Annotated in this window: 15 protein-coding genes; 5 read left to right on the forward strand and 10 right to left on the reverse strand. The window is 60.1% G+C overall.

The window, feature by feature from the left end; genetic code table 11:
* Nucleotides 1–55 precede the first annotated feature (55 nt).
* The 6 genes from BOP96_RS18760 to BOP96_RS18780 all read right to left on the reverse strand — a co-directional run bounded on the left by BOP96_RS18760 (nucleotide 56) and on the right by BOP96_RS18780 (nucleotide 7,975).
* Nucleotides 56–2,239: a hypothetical protein gene (locus tag BOP96_RS18760; protein WP_175562996.1), complete on the reverse strand. Its 2,184-nt coding sequence runs from the start codon at nucleotides 2,237–2,239 to the stop codon at nucleotides 56–58.
* 30 nt (nucleotides 2,240–2,269) lie between these two features.
* Complete coding sequence (locus tag BOP96_RS30120) at nucleotides 2,270–2,503, reverse strand: hypothetical protein (protein ID WP_175562997.1); 234 nt, start codon at nucleotides 2,501–2,503, stop codon at nucleotides 2,270–2,272.
* 121 nt (nucleotides 2,504–2,624) lie between these two features.
* Nucleotides 2,625–4,295: an ATP-binding protein gene (locus tag BOP96_RS18765; RefSeq protein WP_073453660.1), complete on the reverse strand. Its 1,671-nt coding sequence runs from the start codon at nucleotides 4,293–4,295 to the stop codon at nucleotides 2,625–2,627.
* A complete protein-coding gene (locus tag BOP96_RS18770; RefSeq protein WP_014718480.1) occupies nucleotides 4,295–5,794 on the reverse strand; it encodes an ATPase domain-containing protein in 1,500 nt (499 codons plus the stop codon). Before BOP96_RS18770 ends, BOP96_RS18765 begins: the two co-directional genes overlap by 1 nt.
* Before the next feature lie 158 nt (nucleotides 5,795–5,952).
* The gene (locus BOP96_RS18775; RefSeq protein WP_003191245.1) at nucleotides 5,953–7,011 is read right to left on the reverse strand and encodes a tetratricopeptide repeat protein; all 1,059 of its coding nucleotides are present in this window, start codon (nucleotides 7,009–7,011) and stop codon (nucleotides 5,953–5,955) included.
* Between the two features lie 70 nt (nucleotides 7,012–7,081).
* Complete coding sequence (locus BOP96_RS18780; protein WP_014718479.1) at nucleotides 7,082–7,975, reverse strand: bestrophin family protein; 894 nt, start codon at nucleotides 7,973–7,975, stop codon at nucleotides 7,082–7,084.
* A gap of 377 nt (nucleotides 7,976–8,352) precedes the next feature.
* Here BOP96_RS18780 and BOP96_RS18785 point away from each other — a divergent pair, with 377 nt between their 5' ends.
* From BOP96_RS18785 to BOP96_RS18805, 5 genes are read left to right on the forward strand one after another with little or no spacing between them, the layout of a single operon-like run.
* Nucleotides 8,353–10,002 carry an AMP-binding protein gene (locus tag BOP96_RS18785; RefSeq protein ID WP_014718478.1) on the forward strand — a complete coding sequence of 550 codons (1,650 nt, stop codon included), beginning with the start codon at nucleotides 8,353–8,355 and terminating at the stop codon, nucleotides 10,000–10,002.
* A 21-nt stretch (nucleotides 10,003–10,023) separates the two neighbouring features.
* Nucleotides 10,024–10,791: an SDR family NAD(P)-dependent oxidoreductase gene (locus BOP96_RS18790; protein ID WP_060767419.1), complete on the forward strand. Its 768-nt coding sequence runs from the start codon at nucleotides 10,024–10,026 to the stop codon at nucleotides 10,789–10,791.
* Between the two features lie 11 nt (nucleotides 10,792–10,802).
* Nucleotides 10,803–11,987 (forward strand): acetyl-CoA C-acyltransferase, encoded by a 1,185-nt coding sequence (locus BOP96_RS18795; RefSeq protein WP_032903056.1) that lies wholly within the window; start codon nucleotides 10,803–10,805, stop codon nucleotides 11,985–11,987.
* A gap of 9 nt (nucleotides 11,988–11,996) precedes the next feature.
* The gene (locus tag BOP96_RS18800) at nucleotides 11,997–13,124 is read left to right on the forward strand and encodes an acyl-CoA dehydrogenase (RefSeq protein ID WP_019817058.1); all 1,128 of its coding nucleotides are present in this window, start codon (nucleotides 11,997–11,999) and stop codon (nucleotides 13,122–13,124) included.
* Between the two features lie 9 nt (nucleotides 13,125–13,133).
* Nucleotides 13,134–13,907 (forward strand): enoyl-CoA hydratase, encoded by a 774-nt coding sequence (locus BOP96_RS18805; protein ID WP_019817057.1) that lies wholly within the window; start codon nucleotides 13,134–13,136, stop codon nucleotides 13,905–13,907.
* Nucleotides 13,908–14,036: 129 nt separating this feature from the next.
* Here BOP96_RS18805 and BOP96_RS18810 read toward each other — a convergent pair whose 3' ends face one another.
* The 4 genes from BOP96_RS18810 to BOP96_RS18825 all read right to left on the reverse strand — a co-directional run bounded on the left by BOP96_RS18810 (nucleotide 14,037) and on the right by BOP96_RS18825 (nucleotide 17,491).
* Nucleotides 14,037–15,188 carry an acyl-CoA dehydrogenase family protein gene (locus BOP96_RS18810; RefSeq protein ID WP_073453662.1) on the reverse strand — a complete coding sequence of 384 codons (1,152 nt, stop codon included), beginning with the start codon at nucleotides 15,186–15,188 and terminating at the stop codon, nucleotides 14,037–14,039.
* Nucleotides 15,189–15,191: 3 nt separating this feature from the next.
* Complete coding sequence (locus BOP96_RS18815) at nucleotides 15,192–16,295, reverse strand: enoyl-CoA hydratase/isomerase family protein (RefSeq protein WP_060767292.1); 1,104 nt, start codon at nucleotides 16,293–16,295, stop codon at nucleotides 15,192–15,194.
* A gap of 131 nt (nucleotides 16,296–16,426) precedes the next feature.
* Entirely contained in the window at nucleotides 16,427–17,137 is a 711-nt protein-coding gene (locus tag BOP96_RS18820) for an HPP family protein (protein WP_019817055.1), read from the reverse strand.
* Nucleotides 17,138–17,302: 165 nt separating this feature from the next.
* Nucleotides 17,303–17,491, reverse strand: a complete 189-nt coding sequence (locus BOP96_RS18825) for a type VI secretion system contractile sheath small subunit (protein WP_256200704.1) — start codon at nucleotides 17,489–17,491, stop codon at nucleotides 17,303–17,305.
* Nucleotides 17,492–17,554: the final 63 nt, after the last annotated feature.

A 17,554-nucleotide genomic window follows, 5' to 3' on the forward strand; every position in this document is an offset into this window, starting at 1 on the left:
GGTGATGGGAGAGGTCATGCAAAATTCCATGGCAATGCGGCATGATGCTCCGGCTTCAATTCAATAACCGTGTTGCACTCAGCTCCTGCAACCGCCAGTCTTTTCTTTTTTGTACCTGCGAGTAAGCTTCGTACGAAACGTCTACTTCTTTAGAAACCGTAACGTTCCCATGCTCAATTATCTTCCGATCCTCAACAGGGAGTTTGGAAATCAAGTTCTTGACTTGCGTTTGCGTGGCTCGTTCAAAGCGATCGAATAAAACAGAAAGCTGTGCTTCGAAGGTAGACACTACGAAGCTGTTTGTAAATTTTCGCAAGGCGATGGTGCTAAGGTCGATATCTTTATCGCTGGATGTATAGCTATCCAAAGCGACATCCTTATGGTGTCGCTCCGCGTTAATCAATATATCCACCAATGAGTAGGGCCCTGGAAACTCCAAAAAGCCAGAGTCCTTTGGTGTCAGCACTTTTCGTTTGATTTGCTCTTCCGACAAGTGCGGATTTTGCTCTTTGATGCTGGCCACTGCCATTTCATGCAGCACAGGGAACGGCGTCGCAAACGTCTTGGAAGACTCATTCAACTGATGCATCTGCTCATTGAATGCAGCGCGCACCTTTGCCATATCTTCTTCTGAGTATTGATCTGTGCTGCTCCTGGTCAGCACACCATTGTAAACGCCCCAGTCTTTCAGGGCGTCCGTTTGAGCCTGCTGCTCAACCAGTTTGTCTGCCAGCGTTATTGGCGCCAGTTCATGTCGCATCATGACTTGGGCATACGTCATTCGGCTGGTCGAGCCAGGAGCCTCAGCCTCTATACGGGCTACTGCCGTAACGAAACTGACCCAAGAGTGGGTACCCTTGGTCAATGTTTCGGGTATGTCTTTGACCAGGAGTTCCGGAGCCTTGCGGGCCAATAGAACTTCCATGGCCAGCACGCCGTTGTAATGGTTCGTCACTCCGGTTTCGCGCAAGTGATCAGACAGCGTTGCGTATATGTCTTGGGCGTTCATTCCGGAGAGGTTCATGTTGGCCAGGTCGAAGCCTGCAACTTTAGTCCTGTTCGAATCGGGTGAAGTTGCGTTGATGCTGAGGGGGTCCAACGAGTCGTAGAGCGCTGTCAACATCCAATCAGCGATCACGTTAGGCGATGCAATTTCGCCAAGTTCACGTTCAGCGGCGAGGGCGAATTTCTGAACATTGGAAAACCCGAGGACTCTGTCAATGGCGCGACTGCGATTATCCCGAAAGTCTTCGGAAAGACCCTGCTGATAATCAATTCCACGGGTCAAATAGGCGAGCAAGGTGTTTTCTGGCTGACCTTCCAAAAACTTACTGGTCATGGCGGCAAGTGCACGCCGATCATCATTGCTCATCGGCGTTGGCCATGAGTGCGCCCCACCTAGATTGCCATGCGCCGGTTTTTCAATGGGAGGGTTTGCCAACGACTGCGCAATGTTCTTTAACTCCGACGCATTAGTTGGAAGCAATACGCCATGCCCTACGAGGTAGTCGCGCAGCGTCACCGCCACATCCGGTTTCAGATTGTGGTCCCGGAAGTAGGAAGAGGTGGGATCTATCTCAACTGGCGTATCCAGAACACTTTGCAACCGCTGCTTAATGGTTAGCTTGAGCTCTTCGACAGTTTCTTCGTAACCAGATCTTTTTTGCCAGAATTGGAGCTCGGCCTCCAGGTCCTCAAGGTCCTTAGCTTTTTCGTTTACGACGTTTGATATTACCCCAATCACGGCATTTCGATTGTTCAGATCCCCCAACTCCGACACTTGATTATTCAGGTATTGCTGGGGAGGGAAATTAAACCTCTCATTGTAGGTGTCAGAATCCGGATCCTGCAGTTTATCAAGTAGCTGCTGGATGGATGCCTGTCGCTGAGAAGGCGATAGTATGCGGTCGGAGGGCACGGCATGACCATGAAACCGTGCGATGTCTGCGATCGTTGCGGTGGTCGCGGTGGATGCGGTATCGAAACTTACGACATTGCCGGGGCCTGCCAGCGTTTTGGCAACACTCATGAGCAGGGGCCAACCCGTAAAGCTGTGAATATCCAAGGATTTGGCGGTGGGCGTGGGCGGTGAAAAGTCGAAGGGGTTTCGCTGTTTGGCCCCCGTGGTCGTGACGTCGAGGGTACCGCTGTCGACATTGATAGTAAGCGGCTTTGATAGGTCTACATCATTCTGCTTGGCCCAGTCCTTGAACGCAGGGCTTCCAAGTAGTTTAAGCATCAGCGCACGCGTCTGCCCTAAGGACGAATTCTACGGGATTCTGTCAACTTCAACTTCGCGATAGTCTTGATTGTCACCCAACAAATCTCGCAACGTACCACCGTATATGCTGGCTAACCACTGATCCTTATCTTGCAGAGAGGTTTGTCTTGTTCCCGGAAGCTCTGTCGCGACCTCGAGGCGGGCAGATTGCGGTTGTGGAACGGCGCTTGCCAGTTGGGGCGTATAAAGCTCGGAAAAGCGTGAATTGGAAATGGCAGTCATCAGAAATATTCCTGGTCGATGTGGGTAGTGCGTTATTCGCCAACGTATGTGGAAAAAAACTCACATCGATTCCATCTGCTGCCTGCTAAACCGTGACGACTTATTGCCACATGTGGCCGCTCTACGCCTGGATCATCTCCCGCACCTTGGCCGTCAACAAATCAAACGTAAAAGGCTTGGTGATCAGTTGCATCCCCGGGTCCAGGAAGCCACCCCGCACCGCGGCGTGCTCGGCGTATCCGGTAATAAACAATACTTTGAGTTCCGGACAAATCTGCCGGCCGATTTCCGCCAGTTGTCGGCCGTTCATCCCCGGCAAACCGACGTCGCTGATCATCAGGTCGATGCGCTGTTCGGATTCAATGATCGGCACCGCCGCATTCGCGTCCCCAGCCTCGATAAACCCGTAACCCAGTTCTTTGAGCACCGCGCTGACCAACACCCGAACTGCGGGATCATCCTCGACGATCAACACCGTTTCCCCTGCATTGGCAAACGGCAGCAATGTCGGGTTGAGCGGCTCCTGAGCTTGGGGCTCACCGATAAAGCGCGGCAGGAACAAACTGACCGTCGTACCTTTGCCGACTTCGCTGTGGATGGTCACATGCCCACGAGACTGGCGAGCGAAGCCGTAGATCATCGACAGCCCAAGACCGGTGCCTTGGCCGATGGGTTTGGTGGTAAAAAACGGATCAAACACGCGATCCATCAGGTGTTGCGGTATGCCGCAACCGTTGTCGCTGACACTCAGTTCTACGTAGTCGCCCGGGGTCAAGGTGCCGTAGGCGGCGGTAAAGACACTGTCGAGGTGACGATTGGTGGTCTCCACGGTCAGCGTGCCACCCGTGGGCATGGCGTCGCGCGCGTTGATCACCAGGTTGAGCAGGGCGCTTTCGAGCTGGTTCGGGTCGGCCTCGGCCGTCCACAAGGCGTCGCTCAGGCGCATGTCCAGGTTGATACTTTCGTTGATGCTGCGTTGCAATAATTCGCCCATGGACGTGACCAACTGGTTGATCTGCACAGGCTTGGAGTCCAGTGATTGTCGACGGGAGAACGCCAACAGTCGATGGGTGAGGCTCGCCGCGCGGTTGGCCGAGGTCACGCCCAGGTCGATCAGGCTGTCCAGGTCATCCAGTTTGCCCCGGGACACACGTCGGCGTAGCAGTTCCAGGCTACCGATAATGCCGGTAAGCATATTGTTGAAGTCATGGGCGATACCCCCGGTCAACTGGCCAACGGCTTCCATTTTCTGCGATTGACGCAGGGCTTCTTCATTGTGACGCAGTTGGGCGGTGCGTTCCTCCACTTGCTGCTCAAGCGTTTCCAAAGTGCGCTGGAGACGCAACTCACTCTCGCTCAAGTCAATCAACCGGTCCCGCGCTTCGTACTGGCGCCGTCGACCGCGCAGGGCCGCGCTCACCAGACTGATCAAGGTGATGGGATGGAACGGCCGCTCCAGAAACGTGACGTTGCCCAGCAAGCCGCTCAGCCGCGTCGAGCCGTTCTGCTCTTTGCCGCCATGCTGGGTCATCAGCACGATAGGCAGGTCGGACCAGGCCGGTTGCTGATGCAACAGCTCGAGTAACGGCTCAAGGTCGACGCCACGCAGTGCCTCAGCCGCAATGATGAGCAGGCCGGCGCCTTGCGTCAGCTCTTCGCACAGAGCGGCCAGGCTGTTGGCGACAATCCCGCTGTAGCCGGCTTCGTTAAGCATCATCAGCGCCAATGAGCCATCGCGGCCCATGGGCGCCAGCACGATGGCACGCTCGTAGACGGGAGACAGGGCCGGCACTAGCCCTCATCCTTGAGCAGAGGGGAGCCGGCACCCATATAGGTTGGAATGCCCCGCAGCACACCCTGGAAGTTATCCAGGGGTACACCTACCGTCATACCGCGGCTGCCGATGCGATATTCACGAATGGTCGACTCGTGGGAGCCCGTTCTTTTTTTGATGACCGAAATGGCCCGGCGAACTTTACCCAGGGCCTCGAAATAACGCAGCAAGATCACGGTGTCGGCCAGGTAGGTGATGTCGACCGGCGTCTGCATGTCGCCGACCAGGCCGTGCTGGGCCACCGTCATGAAGGTGGCTGCACCACGGCGGTTAAGGTACAGCAGCAGTTCATGCATATGCAGGATCAGCGCGTTTTCTTCGGGCATGGCCGCCTGGTAGCCGTTGATACTGTCGATGACCACGGTCTTGATACCGCGCTCATCCACGCAGCGGCGAACCCGGTGGGAAAATTCGCCGGGGGAGAGTTCGGCCGCGTCGACCTGTTCGATCAGCAGGTTTCCGGTGTCTCGTAAGGCGGCGAGGTCGATGCCCATGTTCTTCATGCGCTCGAACAGCAGGCCCAGCTCTTCATCGAAGATGAACAGCGCAGCCTTTTCGCCACGGGCCACGGCGGCGGCAGCGAAGATCATCGAGATCAAAGACTTGCCGGTACCGGCCGGGCCGAGAATCAGGCTGCTGGAGCCGGTCTCGATCCCCCCGCCGAGCAGAGAATCCAACTCCTCGATACCGCTGCTCAAGGTTTGACGGTTGTAACCGCCGCGATGTTCGGCCGCCACCAGGCGCGGGAATACGTGAATGCCGTCGCCCATGATGGTGAAGTCGTGGAAGCCGCCACGGTATTTCTGGCCCCGGTACTTGACCACACGGATACGCCGACGCTCGGCGCCATAGTTGGGCGTCAGCTCCTCCAGGCGAATCACCCCGTGCGCAACGCTGTGCACGGTCTTATCCAGGGATTCGGTGGTCAAGTCATCCAGCAGTAACACGGTGGCGTCATAACGCACGAAGTAGTGCTTGATCGCCAGGATCTGCCGGCGATAGCGCAACGAGCTTTGCGCCAGAAGGCGGATCTCAGACAGGCTGTCGACCACCACGCGGGTCGGCTTGACCCGCTCTACCACTTCAAAGATCTGGCGGGTGGCTTCACCCAGCTCCAGGTCGGAGGAGTACAGCAGGCTTTGCTGGTGATCGGCGTTGAGCAGGCTTTCCGGTGGGGTCAGCTCGAAGATATGAATATGCTCATCCAAGTCCCAGCCGTGGGATTTGGCACCCTGGCGCAGTTCGTGCTCGGTTTCGGACAGGGTGATATATAAGCAACGTTCGCCGTTCTGCGCACCGGCCCGCAGAAAATGCAGGGCCACGGTGGTTTTACCGGTGCCGGGTTCGCCTTCGAGCAAAAACACGTGGCTTCGCGATAGCCCCCCGGCAAGAATGTCATCAAGACCTTCGACGCCGGTGGCCGCCTTTTCACTCAACAGCTGTTTGGATGTACTCAAGAAGTGCCCTCAGGTCACGTACAAGTAGAGGGGCACGCCGACTGGGACGTGCCATATTCACTTGACCGTAGTGGCCACTAGCGGTTCAACGTTTTGGATGAATTGTACGAAGAGAGGTCGCTTTACACGTTTTTTTGCAGTGCTGAGCTGATCGCCTATCAGAGGCCCTGTTGTAGCGCCGGATCATCCGGGTTCTGTTGCTCCAGTTGGGCGAGCAGCACCTGAACGTTCTGCAACTGCCCGGTCTCTTTCCAGTAATTGACCAGCAACACGCGGGCTTTGCGATTGGCGGGATGCCGCTGGACGATTTCTTCCAACTGGCGCTGGGCCGCCTCTACTTCGTCCTGGGCGTGCAGGGTGGTGGCCAGGTCATAGCGATAATCCGGGTTGTCCGGCGCAAGCTCCACCGCCTTGGACAGGCCGAGCAGGGCGTAGGGGCGCTCGCCATGGTGCAACAGCCACATGCCCAAGGCATGTTGCAGGTAGGCCGACTCCGGATGCGCCGCCAGTTGCCGGGCCAGCAGTTGGCGCGACTCGTCGGTCTTGCCTTGCTTGTCCAGCAGTTCGATTTGCGATACCACCGCTTGCAGGTTGTCCGGCTGCAAGCGCATTGCCTGCTCCAGGGCGTTTTGCGCCTCCGGCAGCAGGGCGCTGTGGATGTACAGGCGCGCCAATTGAATCCAGCCTTCAGCGGTTTCGGGCTGGGCCTTGAGCGTTGTCACGAATTCATCGAGCACCTGCTGCAGTGGGCCAAAGTACAAACCCAGTGTATCGGGCGACAGGCCCAGCAAGGCGTTGGCGGCGGCAAAGCGCACCGATTGTTCCGGATCGTCCAGCACCGGGCCGAGCAGTAAGGTGCGCTGGCCAGTGGGCACTAGGCCGACGATGCTGTGAATAGCGGCTTCGCGCACCAGCGCCGACTCATTGGCGAGGTCTTTATCGGCCAGCTTCAGCGCCTGGGGGCTGGGGTAATTGGGCAGCTCAGCATGCAAGGCGGCGCGGCGCTCGGGCGACAGGTCCGGCCGGCCCAACTGTTGGTACAACACACGTGCGGCGCCGGGCTCGCCGTTATGCGCCTGCTTCAAGGCCTTGGAATAGCCATGGGCGATGGCTGGGGGTACGGCCACTGCAGGGGTGCGGGAGAAAAACCAGGTGATCAGTACGATCAACAACAGGGCGCACAGGCCGATGATGGAGTAACGGCGTGACTTTGACATGCAGGCGTCCGAAAGCTTGGGCAGCAAAGTTCCAAGCTTCGGTCAGTGCGAGGCGAGTGTCAAACCCGCGTCAGGTCAGCACGTAGTCCGCTGGCTCCAACGCTGGCGGCAGGTTGACTTCACCAAGGGCGGCGAGGATCTCGCGCTCCAATGTCCGCAGGATAGCATCACACGGCAAGTCGTTTTCGTCGAAGCCGAAGGGGTCTTCCAATTCGTCGCCAATCGCATCCAGGCCAAAGAAGGTGTAGCTGACAATCGCGGTGAACACTGGCGTCAACCAGCCAAGTGGCTCGGCCATGGCGAATGGCAGCAAGATGCAGAACAGGTAAATGGTGCGGTGCAACAGCAGGGTGTAGGGAAAGGGCAGTGGCGTGGTCTTGATGCGCTCGCATGCCGCCTGCACCTGGCTCAGGCTGACTAGCCGGGCTTCCAGTTGGGTGTAGCGCCATTCGCTGATCACGCCCTGTTGTGCCAGGACCGAAAAGCGCGCACCGACCGTTTGCAGCACGCTGTCCGGCAAGTTGGGGTGGCCCACTGGCATGCTGATCCAAGGGTGTATCGCCCGGGCTTGATCTTCATGGCGCAAATGCGCGACCAAGCCATGGGCAAAACCGCACAGGCCGCGCAGCAGGCCAGCACGCTCGGCGGTGTCCCCCAGCACCTGGGTCTCGCGAATCAGCGAGCGCACGTCAATGACCATTTGTCCCAGTTGCTTGCGGCCCTCCCACCAACGGTCGTAGCAGGCGTTGTTGCGAAAACTCATGAAGATCGACAGTGACAGGCCCAACAAGGTGAAGGGCGTAGCGTTGACCTTGGAAAAATAGGCGGGGTGCAGGGTTTCCACCAGCACGATGACCGAGGCCAACAGCGTGACCAGCAGGCTGCGCCAGGCAATGCGCTTGGCAATGGAGCCTTTGAGGGAGAACAGGATACCCAGGACGTTGGGTTTAGGGCGAACGATCATGGAGGGCTTCTGTGGCGTGCAGGCGTTCAGATTAGAAGCTGCTATGCATCGCGTCCAATCACTTGGATCGACCGCCTGATCAGTCGACTCAATGACTAACATGGGAGCCGGGCAGTACATAACCCTGTGGGAGCTGGCTTGCCTGCGAAAGCGGTGGTGCAGTGACAGCTGTGGTGACTGACCCACCGCCTTCGCGGGCCAGCCCGCTCCCACCGAAAAGCGAAAAAGCCCCCCGCGTTTCGCTACGGACTGGCCAAACCAGTCAGCCAAGTTGAAAGCTTTGACCATTGCCGCTGCGCCGCTCTGGAGCGACTATTTCAGCGCTTTTCTGGAGTTGAAAACGTCCTGAAAATAAAAACACAGAAGGATAGGAAGCGATGCGTGAGTATTTGGCTGCCACCACCGAGTTTGATTACCAGCACACCGTCGACGCCGCACTGGCCGGCAACCTGCAAGCGCTCAATGCCTGCGTGGAATGCTGTGACCGTCACGCGTTGCCGGGGCGCATCGCGTTGTTCTGGGAGGGCAAGGACGGACGCAGCGCCACGTCAACCTTTACCGAACTGCAAGAGCAGGCCGCGCGTTTCGCCAACTTCCTCTTGGCCCAGGGCGTCAAGCGCGGTGACAAGGTGGCGGGCCTGTTGCCCCGTACTGCCGAATTGTTGGTGGTCGTGCTGGCGACGTGGCGCATCGGCGCGGTCTATCAGCCGCTGTTTACCGCGTTCGGACCCAAGGCAATTGAACATCGCTTGAACAGCTCGGGCGCAGCGCTGGTGGTCACCGATGCAGTGAACCGTCCCAAGCTGGCGGAAGTCGCCGACTGCCCGACCATCGTCACGGTCGCCGGAGCCAAGGGCGAAGGTATCGTGCGGGGCGACTACAGCTTCTGGGCCGAACTGCCCAGCTACTCTTCTCACTGCGAGCCGGTGCTGCTGGGCGCAGAGGAGCCGTTCCTGCTGATGTTCACCTCCGGCACCACCGGCCCGTCCAAGGCGCTGTCGGTACCGCTCAAGGCCATCGTCGCGTTCCAGGGCTACATGCGCGACGCCGTGGACTTGCGCCCCGAGGACGCATTCTGGAACGTTGCCGACCCTGGCTGGGCCTATGGCATCTATTTCGGCGTGACCGGGCCGTTGTCCATGGGGCACCCGATCACCTTCTACGATGGCCCGTTCACCCTGGAAAGCACCTGCCGGGTCATCAATAAATACGCGATCACCAACCTGACCGGTTCGCCCACGGCGTATCGGCTGTTGATTGCCGGTGGCGAACAGTTCGCCGGTTCGATCAAGGGCAAGCTGCGCATCGTCAGCAGCGCCGGTGAGCCTTTGAACCCAGAGGTGATCCGCTGGTTCGCCGACCACCTGGGCGTGACCATCCACGACCATTACGGCCAGACCGAGCTGGGCATGGTGCTGTGCAATCACCATGGTTTGGCGCATCCGGTGCATGTGGGCTCGGCGGGTTTTGCCTCGCCAGGGCATCGCATCGTGGTGCTGGATGACAACCATCAGGAGCTGCCAGCCGGCCAACCCGGCATCCTGGCCATCGACCGCGAGCAATCGCCTATGTGCTGGTTTGCCGGGTACGACGGCGTGAAAACCAAGGCGTTCGTCGGCAAGTACTACCTCAGCGGCGATACCGTGGAGCTGAACCCGGACGGCAGCATCAGCTTTGTCGGACGCAGCGACGACGTGATCACTACATCCGGCTACCGCGTGGGCCCCTTCGACGTGGAAAGCGCATTGGTCGAACACCCGGCGGTGGTCGAGGCTGCCGTGGTCGGCAAGCCTTGCCCGGAGCGCACTGAGCTGGTCAAAGCCTTTGTGGTGATCAGCGAGCAATACCGCGCCACCCCGGAGCTGGCTGAAGAGCTGCGCCTGCATGTGCGCCAGCGCCTGGCCGCCCATGCGTACCCGCGGGAAATCGAATTTGTCAGCGACTTGCCCAAGACCCCGAGCGGCAAGCTGCAACGCTTTATTTTGCGCAATCAGGAAATAGCCAAGGCCCAGGCGGCCGTAGCTTGACCCTTTTAAAAGGAAACAACGATGCAGATTGAAAACAAGGTATTCCTGGTCAGCGGCGGCGCGTCGGGCCTCGGCGCGGCCACGGCCGAAATGCTGGTCGCCGCGGGTGCCAAGGTGATGCTGGTGGACTTGAACGCCGACGCCGTGACTGCCAAGGCCAAGCAACTGGGCGACAATGCCCGCAGCGCCGTGGCGGACATCAGCCAGGAAGCCGCTGCAGAAGCGGCCGTGACGGCGGCGGTCGAGGCCTTTGGGGGCTTGCACGGCCTGGTCAACTGCGCGGGTGTCGTGCGTGGCGAGAAGATCCTCGGCAAGAACGGCCCGCACGGCCTGGCGAGCTTTGCCCAAGTCATCAACGTCAACTTGATCGGCAGTTTCAACCTGCTGCGCCTGGCCGCTGCGGCGATCGCTGAAACCGAGGCGAATGCCGACGGCGAGCGGGGCATCATCATTAATACCGCCTCGGTGGCGGCATTCGATGGGCAGATCGGCCAGGCTGCGTACGCCGCGTCCAAGGGCGCGATCGCCAGCCTCACCTTGCCTGCCGCGCGGGAACTGGCGCGCTTTGGTATCCGGGTGATGACCATTGCACCCGGCATTTTCGAAACCCCGATGATGGCCGGCATGACCGACGAAGTCCGCAACTCCCTGGCTGCCGGCGTGCCGTTCCCGCCACGCCTGGGCAAACCCGCCGAATATGCCGCGCTGGTACGCCACATCATTGAAAACAGCATGCTTAATGGTGAGGTGATCCGTCTCGACGGTGCCTTGCGCATGGCCGCCAAATAGGAGCAATGGCTATGAACGATCCAATTGTTATTGTCAGCGCCGTGCGCACGCCCATGGGCGGGTTCCAGGGCGACCTCAAAAGCCTGACCGCGCCGCAACTGGGCGCAGCCGCCATTCGTGCGGCGGTCGAGCGTGCCGGTATCGCCACCGATGCCGTCGACGAAGTGCTGTTTGGCTGTGTACTGCCCGCCGGGCTTGGGCAAGCGCCTGCTCGCCAGGCTGCCTTGGGCGCCGGGCTGGACAAGGGCACGCGCTGCACCACCCTCAACAAAATGTGCGGTTCCGGCATGGAAGCGACGATTCTGGCCCACGATTCGCTGCGCGCTGGCAGTGTCGATGTGGTGATCGCGGGCGGCATGGAAAGCATGTCCAACGCCCCGTACCTGCTGGACCGTGCGCGCAGCGGCTACCGCATGGGCCACGGCAAGGTGCTGGACCATATGTTCCTCGACGGCCTTGAAGATGCCTACGACAAGGGGCGCCTGATGGGCACCTTTGCCGAGGACTGCGCCGAGCACAATGGTTTTACCCGTGAAGCTCAGGACGCGTTTGCCATCGCTTCCCTGACCCGCGCACAAGAGGCTATCACCCACGGCAGCTTTGCCAGTGAAATCGTCCCGGTGCAGGTCACCGTGGGCAAAGAACAAAAAACCATTCTGCACGATGAGCAACCGCCGAAAGCCAGGCTGGACAAGATTGCCAGCCTGAAACCGGCGTTCCGTGACGGCGGTACAGTGACAGCAGCCAACTCCAGCTCGATCTCCGATGGCGCCGCGGCGTTGTTGCTGATGCGTGAGTCCCAGGCGCTCAAGCGCGGCCTCAAGCCGTTGGCAGTGATCCACGGGCACGCCGCGTTTGCCGATGAGCCTGGGCTGTTTCCGGTGGCGCCGGTGGGGGCGATTCGCAAACTGATGAGCAAGACCGGCTGGAGCCTCGACGAGGTGGACCTGTTCGAAATCAACGAGGCCTTCGCCGTGGTCAGCCTGGTGACCATGAGCAAGCTGGAGATTCCCCATGACAAGGTCAACGTGCATGGTGGTGCCTGTGCATTGGGCCACCCCATTGGTGCCTCCGGCGCACGCATCCTGGTGACGTTGCTTGCGGCCCTGCGCCAGAAGGGCCTCAAGCGTGGCGTCGCCGCTATCTGCATTGGCGGCGGTGAAGCCACGGCCATGGCCGTTGAATGCTTGTATTGAGGATGACCTATGTTGCCCAATGACGAACAACTGCAGATCAGCGACGCCGCCCGGCAATTTGCCCAGGAACGTTTGAAACCCTTCGCCGCCGAGTGGGACCGCGAGCATCGTTTTCCCAAGGAGGCCATTGCGCAAATGGCCGAACTGGGCTTTTTCGGCATGCTGGTCCCGGAACAGTGGGGCGGTTGCGACACTGGCTACCTGGCCTACGCCATGGCCCTGGAAGAAATCGCCGCCGGCGACGGTGCCTGCTCCACGATCATGAGCGTGCACAACTCGGTGGGTTGTGTGCCGATCCTCAAGTTTGGCAATGACCAGCAGAAAGAGCAGTTCCTCACGCCCCTGGCCAGTGGCGCCATGCTCGGTGCCTTCGCGCTGACCGAACCCCAGGCAGGCTCCGATGCCAGCAGCCTGAAAACCCGTGCGCGCCTTGAAGGCGACCACTATGTACTCAACGGCTGCAAACAGTTCATCACCTCCGGGCAAAACGCCGGGATCGTGATTGTGTTTGCGGTCACCGACCCCGCCGCAGGCAAGCGTGGGATCAGCGCGTTTATCGTGCCCACCGATTCGCCCGGTTATACCGTGGCACGGGTGGAAGACAAGCTGGGGCAGCATGCCTCGGACACTTGCCAGATCCTGTTTGAAGACGTGAAAGTACCGGTGGCCAACCGTCTGGGCGAGGAGGGCGAGGGCTACAAAATCGCCTTGGCCAACCTGGAAGGTGGCCGCGTGGGCATCGCCTCCCAGTCGGTGGGCATGGCCCGTGCCGCCTTCGAAGCGGCCCGCGACTATGCCCGTGAGCGTGAAAGCTTTGGCAAGCCGTTGGTCGAACACCAGGCCGTGGCCTTTCGCCTGGCCGACATGGCCACCCAGATCGCCGTCGCCCGGCAGATGGTGCATTACGCCGCCGCCCTGCGTGACAGTGGCAAGCCGGCGCTGGTGGAAGCGTCCATGGCCAAGCTGTTTGCGTCCGAAATGGCCGAGAAAGTCTGCTCGGCCGCCTTGCAAACCCTGGGCGGTTACGGTTACCTGAACGACTTTCCCCTGGAGCGGATCTACCGCGATGTGCGGGTCTGCCAGATTTACGAAGGCACCAGCGATATTCAACGCATGGTCATCTCACGCAATCTTTAAGGAGCCGATATGAGTTACGAAACCATCCTGCTTGACGTCCAGGGCCGTGTGGGGCTGATCACGCTTAACCGCCCCAACGCCCTGAACGCTTTGAATGCACAACTGGTCAGTGAGCTGAACCAGGCGCTGGACAGCCTGGAAGCCAACCCTGAAATTGGCTGCATCGTGCTGACTGGCTCGAAAAAAGCCTTCGCGGCCGGTGCCGACATCAAGGAAATGGCCGAGCTGACCTACCCGCAGATCTACATGGACGACTTGTTCAGCGACAGCGACCGCGTGGCCAACCGCCGCAAGCCGATCATCGCCGCCGTGAATGGCTTCGCCCTGGGCGGCGGCTGCGAACTGGCCTTGATGTGCGACTTTATCCTCGCCGGCGACACTGCCAAGTTCGGCCAGCCGGAAATCAACCTGGGCGTGCTGCCAGGCATGGGCGGCACCCAGCGCCTGACCCGTGCAGTGGGCAAGGCCAAGGCCATGGAGATGTGCTTGACCGGGCGTTTTATCGACGCGGTAGAGGCCGAGCGCTGCGGGATCGTGGCGCGCATCGTGCCCGCCGATGAATTGCTGGAAGAAGCGCTGAAAGTGGCCGCCCTGATCGCCGGTAAATCCGTACCGATCAGCATGATGGTCAAGGAAAGCGTGAACCGTGCGTTTGAAGTCAGCCTGTCCGAAGGCGTGCGCTTTGAGCGCCGGGTGTTCCATGCGGCGTTCGCGACCCAGGACCAGAAAGAAGGCATGGCCGCATTCGTGGCCAAGCGGGCGCCGGAATTCAAGGATAAGTAACCCCTGCCAAACGCCGCAAAGCAAAGGTGGGAGCTGGCATGCCTGCGATGGCATCGCCTCGGTTTATGATGTACCGAGGTGTCTGCATCGCAGGCAAGCCAGCTCCCACGGGGCTTTGGGTCATGCCCATCAGAGCTGGTAGTTTTTCAACTCCCTGGCAATCACCATCCGCTGAATCTCGCTGGTGCCTTCGTAAATCTGCGTGATCCGTGCGTCCCGGTAGTAACGCTCCACCGGGTAATCCTCCAGATACCCATACCCTCCATGAATCTGCATTGCCTTGGAGCAGACCCGCTCGGCCATTTCCGAGGCGAACAGCTTGGCCTGGGAGGCTTCGGACAAGCAGGGTTTGCCGGCGGTGCGCAGGCGCGCGGCGTGGAGGATCAGCAGGCGCGCAGCGTTGAGCTGGGTTTGCATGTCGGCCAGCAGGTTGGCCACGCTCTGGTGTTCGATGATTGCCTTGTCGAACTGCACCCGATCACGGGCGTAGGCCAGCGCGGCTTCAAACGCGGCGCGGGCGATGCCCAGGGCCTGGGCGGCGATACCAATGCGGCCGCCTTCCAGGTTGGAGAGGGCGATGGCCAGCCCCTTGCCGCGCTCACCCAGCAGGTTGGCTTCGGGAACCTTGCATTGGTTGAGGGTGACGGCGCAGGTGTCTGACGCACGAATGCCCATCTTGTGCTCGGTGCGGTCGACCACGAAACCTGGGGTGTCGGTCGGCACCAGGAACGCCGAAATGCCTTTCTTGCCCAGTTCCGGGTCGGTCACGGCGAACACGATGGCCAATTTGGCGCGCTTGCCGTTGCTGACGAACTGTTTGGCGCCATTGATGACCCATTGGCCATCACGCAGTTCGGCGCGTGTGCGCAGGTTATGGGCTTCGGAGCCGGCCTGGGGCTCGGTCAGGCAGAAGCAACCGATGGCCTGGCCGCTGGCGAGTTCGGCCAGCCAGGTGTGTTTCTGTTCGGTGGTGCCGTAGTTGAGGATCGGCCCGCAACCGACTGAATTATGGATGCTCATCAAGGCGCCAGTGGCGCCGTCACCGGCGGATATTTCCTCCACGGCCAGGGCGTAGGCCACGTAATCGACATAGGTGCCACCCCATTCTTCCGGGACCACCATGCCCAGCAGGCCCAGCTCCCCCATCTTCGCCACCAGGGCGTCGTCGATCCAGCCGGCTTTTTCCCAGGCTTGGGAGTAGGGGGCGATTTCGCCACGGGCAAAATCCCGCGCCATGTCGCGGATCATCACTTGTTCTTCAGTGTATTCAAGATCTTGCATGGCTTATTTCTCGATCTGCGCGAAGTCGCGGAAGAAGCTCTCCACATGGCTGGCATCCAGCGCATGGAGGGTGGGCGGGTTCCACTTCGGCGTCTTGTCCTTGTCTATGATCAGGGCGCGAACCCCTTCGATCAGGTCGCCGCGCTCGAACCATTGGCGGTCCAGGTGCAGTTCGAGGGCAAAGCAGTGTTCCAGTGGCAGGTGGCGGCCACGGCGCAGCATCTCCAGGGTCACGGCCATGGCCAGGGGCGAGCGGGTCTGCATGAGGTTGGCGGTGGTCAGCGCCCAGTCATGGCTATCGGCCACGGTGACTTGTTGCAGTTGCTCGACGATGCTGGGCACGTCCGGCAACCCGAAAAAGTGGTCAATGGCCGGGCGCAAGGCCGCCAGCGGGGCGTCGGGCAATTGCTGCACGGCCAGCCTGGCAAGTGCGCCTTGCAAGTCCTTGAGGGGAGACTCGCTCCATTGCAGACGGTCGAGCTTCTGATCCAGTTCAACCAGCTTGGCGCTGTCGATATACCAGTCCGCCAGCCCGCAATACAAGGCATCCGCCGCGCGGATTTGCACGCCGGTCACCCCAAGGTAGGTGCCCAGTTCGCCAGGAATACGCGAGAGGAAATAACTGCCGCCCACATCCGGGAAGTACCCGATGGCCACTTCCGGCATTGCCAGGCGGCTGCGTTCGGTGACCACCCGCAGGTCCGCGCCTTGCACCAGGCCCATGCCACCGCCGAGTACGAAGCCGTCCATCAACGCCAGTACGGGTTTACGGTAATGGTGGATGGCAAGGTCGAGGGCATATTCCTCGACGAAGAAATCCTGGTGCAGGGTGTCGCCTTGCTTGAAGCTGTCGTACAGCGAACGGATGTCGCCACCGGCGCAAAAGGCCTTCTCACCGGCGCCGCGCAGGACGATGGCATAGACCTCAGGGTCGTCGGCCCAGACCTGCAAGTGCGCGGCCAATTGGCGGACCATGTTCAGGGTGATGGCGTTAAGGCCTGCGGGGCGGTTGAGGGTGAGGTGGCCGATATGGTTACGCACCTGTGCCAGAACTGCATCCTGCTGGATCTCGGCGTGGCTTGCTTGGGATGAAACCTGAGCAGTCATCTCTAACTCCCTGCTTTTATTGTTCTTTATCAAGACGTTCGCGGGCGAACTCTCTCGTGATCGTACCAGTGCAAATTTGCCTCGTACAACTTGGAATCATGCAGGTCGTTGTTGCATTTATGCAGTGTCGCTCAAACCACCCGGCTGGCCAGGACCTCACCGATACTGCGACGCCGGGCATGGCCCTCGGCGGCGTGGATCAGTTGTTCAAGCTCTGTCGGTTCGACATCGTAGAACTGCTCCATCTCGGCCAACGCTAGCTTGAGGTCGGCTGCCGTGATGCTCGGCTCGCTCACGGCGGTGGCAGTGCCCAGGATAACCGGGGCAGGCTCGGCAAGCCCCTTGGGATAACGCGTGCGCGTGGCATTGTTATAGGCCAGCGCGCAGGCGAGCAGGGCGCCGGCCCCTAGCATCACCGGCGCAAGCTCGTACCAGCCGAGGCCGACCGATGCCGGATCGGCCAGCACCAGGGTCATGGCCAGGCCGCCGGCCGGCGGGTGCAGGCAGCGCAGCCAGCAGATGAGGATCACCGTCATGCCTGCCGCCAGGCAGGCGCTGCCCAAGGTGCGCCCCAGGACGCGGGCGACCAGCAACGCGACGACGCCTGCACACAGGTAACTGCCGATTATCGACCAGGGTTGGGCCAGCGCCCCCGACGACACGGCAAACAGCAATACGGCCGATGCGCCAAGAGGGCCGAGCAGGTGCAGGGCCACCTCCATGCCGAACACCTGGGCACAGGCCCAGACACTGAACAGCGTGCCCAGGGCCATGCCGATGGCTGCACGGCTCCATTCGGCGGGACGGGTGTTGATTGCAGCGGGTAACCAGCGAGCGAGCATTGAAAGACGGTCCATAAACAGCGGGCGAAAAAAAAGGCCTGCCTGGTTTCCCGGAACAGCCCTTTGAAGGTTCCAATATTGGGGGAAGGAACCTGCGCAGTGTGCCGCGCTTGATCTGGTGGCGCCACTGCATATTAATGAACATTGAATGCAAAATAAATGCAGTTAACCGGCTTCGCCATAGGTTATCTGCCCGGTGGACGCGGATGCAGCGGGGTTGATTTTGCCCAGCACGCGACTATGGGTTTCTTCGTTGAACAGGCGCGCTTGCAAGTCTTCGCGCAGCCTGGGGTCGTCGGCCAACGGCCCCTTTAACGCCACCAGTGCGTCACGCAATGCCATCAAACGATCCAGCCTGGGTAAGGGTACGGTTAACAGGTCTTCTCGCACGGCATTGTCCTCTCAATGAAGTAAGCC

This window comes from Pseudomonas sp. FSL W5-0203 (assembly GCF_001896155.1).
Taxonomy (GTDB): Bacteria; Pseudomonadota; Gammaproteobacteria; order Pseudomonadales; family Pseudomonadaceae; genus Aquipseudomonas; species Aquipseudomonas paracarnis.

Coding starts and splice junctions, on each gene's coding strand:
- BOP96_RS18760 (WP_175562996.1), bottom strand. CDS start 2,239: ATGCTTAAACTACTTGGAAGCCCTGCGTTCAAGGACTGGGCCAAGCAG.
- BOP96_RS30120 (WP_175562997.1), bottom strand. CDS start 2,503: ATGACTGCCATTTCCAATTCACGCTTTTCCGAGCTTTATACGCCCCAA.
- BOP96_RS18775 (WP_003191245.1), bottom strand. CDS start 7,011: ATGTCAAAGTCACGCCGTTACTCCATCATCGGCCTGTGCGCCCTGTTG.
- BOP96_RS18780 (WP_014718479.1), bottom strand. CDS start 7,975: ATGATCGTTCGCCCTAAACCCAACGTCCTGGGTATCCTGTTCTCCCTC.
- BOP96_RS18785 (WP_014718478.1), top strand. CDS start 8,353: ATGCGTGAGTATTTGGCTGCCACCACCGAGTTTGATTACCAGCACACC.
- BOP96_RS18790 (WP_060767419.1), top strand. CDS start 10,024: ATGCAGATTGAAAACAAGGTATTCCTGGTCAGCGGCGGCGCGTCGGGC.
- BOP96_RS18795 (WP_032903056.1), top strand. CDS start 10,803: ATGAACGATCCAATTGTTATTGTCAGCGCCGTGCGCACGCCCATGGGC.
- BOP96_RS18800 (WP_019817058.1), top strand. CDS start 11,997: ATGTTGCCCAATGACGAACAACTGCAGATCAGCGACGCCGCCCGGCAA.
- BOP96_RS18805 (WP_019817057.1), top strand. CDS start 13,134: ATGAGTTACGAAACCATCCTGCTTGACGTCCAGGGCCGTGTGGGGCTG.
- BOP96_RS18810 (WP_073453662.1), bottom strand. CDS start 15,188: ATGCAAGATCTTGAATACACTGAAGAACAAGTGATGATCCGCGACATG.
- BOP96_RS18815 (WP_060767292.1), bottom strand. CDS start 16,295: ATGACTGCTCAGGTTTCATCCCAAGCAAGCCACGCCGAGATCCAGCAG.
- BOP96_RS18820 (WP_019817055.1), bottom strand. CDS start 17,137: ATGCTCGCTCGCTGGTTACCCGCTGCAATCAACACCCGTCCCGCCGAA.